The following is a 4,427-nucleotide window of genomic DNA, read 5'->3' as shown; positions in this document are numbered from 1 at the left end:
ATGCGGTGTGCATTCTGGTCGAAAGGTAGTCGCGGAATTCTGCTCCCAATGCCGGGTTCTTCAATGCGAACTCAACGGTGGCGACCAAAAACCCCAACTTGTCTCCGGCATCATGGCGCTGTCCCTCTACCTCCAGGGCGTACATCGGAGTTTTTTTTGCAAGTGTCTTGAGCGCGTCGGTCAACTGGATTTCCCCGTTCTTGCCTGGCGCCGTTTTTCTCAGAATCGGAAAGATTTCCGGAGGAAGGACATACCGGCCGATCACGGCGAGCGTGGATGGGGCATCAGTCGGCGATGGTTTCTCTATCAAATCCTCAACCCGATGCAGACCATGAGCGAGGCGCTTGGGGGTCACAATTCCGTACCGGCTGACATCTGCCTTGGGAACTTCCTGCACTCCGAGAACCGCTCCATGACGTTTTTTATAGATGTGGATCAATTGCGCGAGTGCTGGGACATCGGCGTCTATGATCTCGTCTCCGAGAATGACCGCAAAGGGTTCATCGCCGATCAGGTGTTGCGCGCACAACACGGCATGCCCCAAGCCGAGGGCTTCGGATTGCCGCACGTAACAGAAGTTCGCGAGGTTCGAGATCTGCCGGATTTGATGGAGCACCTGACTCTTGCCGGTGCCTTTCAAATTTTCTTCCAATTCAACGGAACGATCAAAGTGATCTTCGATGGCGCGTTTACCGCGGCCGGTAATCACGATAATGTCCTCGATGCCCGAGGCCACCGCTTCTTCGACCGTATATTGAATGAGCGGCTTGTCGACCAACGGCAACATCTCTTTGGGAGATGCCTTTGTGGCGGGAAGGAATCGTGTCCCAAGGCCAGCGGCGGGGATAACCGCTTTTCTGACAGTCAGACGCGACATGGAAGGATACTATGTGATGGTGTGTGTGAAGTCAAGAAACAGAGGAACTCGCCGCATCAAAGGCGACGTTGTCATCCCCGTGAAAAGAAGATGCTCACGGGCGAGAGTGTGCCGTGCCGTTTCTCCGGAATGGCGCGTGACGGTCATGACGATGCGATCGTTGAGATCGTCGGAATTAGGGCCAATAAGGAGGTATGCGCACATCGAATCATAGGACGGGACACTCCTTTACAATGCAAAATGACCCCAATATAATCCGGAAGTTTTTGCGCGGTCGGGTGGCGCAAGGACGTTCGCATGATAGAGCTGCCGGGCTGCTTATTCGGGACAAGGGTGCTCTTGCGGTCCAGTGCGCGTTCTGCAGAATGGGACGGACCGACTCGTGTAGGAGTCGGCATATGTATGATAGCGGAGAGGATGTGTGTGGTGGTTCCGACCGCACCATCCATCTCCATACTTCGCCATAGGAATCCTTATCGGTGACCGAGCATGCCGTCTACAGTTCTCGATCGTTCGTGGTCGTAGTTATGGTTGTCTCTGTGTTGTGTGGTGTGATCGAGGCGCTCGCTCAGACGCCCGACCTCAAAGTTGCTTCGATTGAAATTCGAGGGACCAAACGAATCGAAGTCCCGGCGATTGCCGGTCGGCTCACGCTGAAAGCCGGCGATCGCTATACGCCGGAAAATGTGCGTGGGCAAGTGAAGATTTTATACGACATGGGATTTTTCGAGGATGTGCAGGTCGAAACCGAATCGATCGCCGATGGGATGGCGGTGACCTTCGTCGTGCGGGAGAAGCCGTTTATCACCGAAATTGTCTTCGATGGTAACGAGCAGTTGACCGACGAGAAGCTGAAGGAAAAAACGACTATCAAGAGCCAGACATTTCTTGATCAACAACAGGCCAAGGCAAGCGCCGAGACCATTCGTCTGACCTATCAGCATGACGGATATTACAACGCGCAGGTTGTTCCCGTGATTGAGGCGTTAGATGAGGACCGGAAGCGCCTGACCTTCCATATTACGGAGGGAGAGAAGGCCAAGGTCAAGACGGTGATATTCGAAGGGCTGCGTGCGGCAACGAAGAACGAGATGCTCAATATCATGTCGACCCGGGAATGGATCCCATGGTACGGCCTCGTGACGAGGCTCAAATTGCCTTCGGTCGTGTCCGACGCGGGCGTTCTGAAGCGTGAAGAGCTGACCAATGATGTGGAGCGGATCAAAGAAGTGCTCCTGAACAAGGGGTATTTCAATGTTCGAGTCGGCCAGCCGTCGGTGGAGCTCACCGAAGATAAAAAATGGTTTATCGTCAGTTACCCCATCACGGAGGGTGAGCCCTTCACGATAGGAGAACTAGGGTTTAGAGGACACACGATATTTGAAGATCCGGAGCTTCGAGAGGGATTGCGACTCAAAGAGGGAGAGATCTTTCAGCGTGCCAAAATCCGAGATGAAATCACCCGAATCACGGATCTGTATGGAAGTAAGGGGTACTCATTTGCCGAAGTCGTGCCCAACGTGAATCCGAACAATGAGGAACGGACGGTCGGCATCATTTTCAATATCAAAGAAGGGGAAATGATGCGGATCCGACAGATCAATATCTACGGGAATGACAAGACACGAGACAACGTCATCCGGCGAGAAATACGAGTGGACGAGCAAGATGTGATCGACACCGCTTCCCTGAAGCGAAGTTTTCAACGATTGAACAACTTGAATTTCTTCGAGACGGTCGAAATCCTGCCCACGCAAGTTGCACCCGATAAGGTCGATCTGAACGTGCGTGTGAAAGAAAAACCGACGGGGATGTTCAGCCTCGGCGGAGGTTTCAGCACATTGGATCGCCTCGTGGCAATCGCCGATATCACTCAAGGCAACTTGGGCGGGTACGGTTATATGGGCCGCATCCGTGGGCAACTCGGCCAGCGAAGAAGTCTCGGATCCATCACCTTTCGAAATCCCTATTTGAACGACTCATTGACGTCGCTGCAGATAGATGGGTACCGCAGTATCACGAATTATCTGTCTTATTTTGAGGAACGGACCGGCGGAAATATCACGCTGGGCCGTTGGTTATCGGAGTATGTGACAGGGAGCGTCAGCATCTTTGGAGAGCAACTCACGTTCAAGGATCCTCAACCGGGTATTTGCCCTGATCTGGTTCCAATCGTGTGTCGTCAACTGGGGACGCAGTCTTCGACGGGATTTCGGACATCGTTGTTCAGAGACACCAGGGATTATTATCTCGATCCCAGATCGGGTTGGCGGATCGGCGGCGGGTTCGATATCGGAACCCCGTATATGGGGGGAACCAATGACTTCATCAAGTACTATATGGATGTGATCAAAGTCACCCCCCTTCCGCTGGACATGAGGGTTTCGCTACGGGCTCGCTATGGAGAAGTCAAAGCGCTCAACGGCACAGAGATTCCGCTGAACGAACGATTTTTTGTCGGCGGTATCAACACGATGCGTGGGTTTGCCTTCGGTCGGGCCGGTCCTACGGTTCCCACAACGCATGCTCCATATGGCGCTGCCAAGCAATTGATCTTCAACGCCGAACTGATCTTTACGATCTCTTCCGAGGCGAAATTGAACGGTGTTCTCTTTTTCGACTACGGGAAGGGTTTTGACGATCATGAACCGTTGTCGATTCAGTTGAGACCTGCGGTCGGTTTAGAGGGGCGCTGGATATCTCCCTTCGGTCCGTTGCGTGTTGCCTATGGGATCAATCTTGATGCCCGTCCGGGGGAGCGGGCCGGAGTCTTCGAGTTTACGATCGGAACCTTATTCTAGCCGGAGTCTTGGCGTGGTACGTTGGAGCGAGTATCGGTGGAAGCGATCGACGGGACGGATCGACTGGACGTTGATGTCGGCTGCGGTCGTCATCATGCTGGTTCTCAATGGATGTGCTGCAGGCGGCGGCAAAATCGACGCAAAGATCGGGGTGATCAATTCACAGCGCTTGCTCAACGAGACGAGTGCGGGCAAGAAGGCCAAGGAAAATCTGACCGCTTTTTCCAAAAACCGGCAAGCGCTGATGGAATTGGAGGAAAAGGAGTTGCGGCGGATGGAAGAGGACTTTGTCAAGCAGTCCTCTGTCCTGAGTCCCGCCGCGAAACGAGATCGGGAAGAGCAGTTTCGTCGACGCATGCAAGAGTACCAGCAAAAGGCCTCGGAATTGAATCGGGAAGTCCAAGAAAAACAAAAGGACGTGCTGGAAGGGTTTCGTGACAAGATCGAAGTCATCGTTGCGAAAGTCGCGAAGCATCTCGGGTTGCAGGTTGTCGTCGATAAGAGTAAGGGTGGTCCGACCATCTATCATGAAGAGGGTCTGGACATTTCAGGTCCGGTCATCGAGGAATTCAACCGCGAATATCCCTAAGTACTACGGGAGGTAGGTCATGACGAGAGCAATGAGAGTGGTCGTGGTGGCCGTCGCGTTGTCACTGGCGCAGTGGATCGAGCCGCTCCATGCTGCCGAGGCGGTCCGGGTGGGTGTGATGGACCAACAGTTGGTGATGGAACGAACGAAGGCCGGAAAG

Annotated in this window: 3 protein-coding genes; 2 read left to right on the top strand and 1 reads right to left on the bottom strand. The window is 53.6% G+C overall.

Annotated features, from left to right (window positions below; translation table 11 throughout):
- Nucleotides 1–877, bottom strand: an 877-nt coding sequence (gene galU / locus ACOSYY_RS03235; RefSeq protein WP_421660834.1) for a UTP--glucose-1-phosphate uridylyltransferase GalU, incomplete at its 3' end; no start/stop codon positions are given.
- Nucleotides 878–1,356: 479 nt separating this feature from the next.
- Here galU and bamA point away from each other — a divergent pair.
- Together bamA and ACOSYY_RS03225 are read left to right on the top strand one after the other, a co-directional pair.
- The gene (gene bamA / locus ACOSYY_RS03230; RefSeq protein WP_421660833.1) at nt 1,357–3,678 is read left to right on the top strand and encodes an outer membrane protein assembly factor BamA; all 2,322 of its coding nucleotides are present in this window, start codon (nt 1,357–1,359) and stop codon (nt 3,676–3,678) included.
- Between the two features lie 13 nt (nt 3,679–3,691).
- Nucleotides 3,692–4,267, top strand: a complete 576-nt coding sequence (locus ACOSYY_RS03225; protein ID WP_421660832.1) for an OmpH/Skp family outer membrane protein — start codon at nt 3,692–3,694, stop codon at nt 4,265–4,267.
- The last annotated feature ends 160 nt before the right edge of the window (nt 4,268–4,427 follow it).

The sequence above is a fragment of the Nitrospira sp. BLG_2 genome (assembly GCF_049222245.1).
The sequence above is the reverse complement of the archived record's forward strand: the minus strand, read 5'-3'. Positions and strand labels throughout refer to the sequence as shown.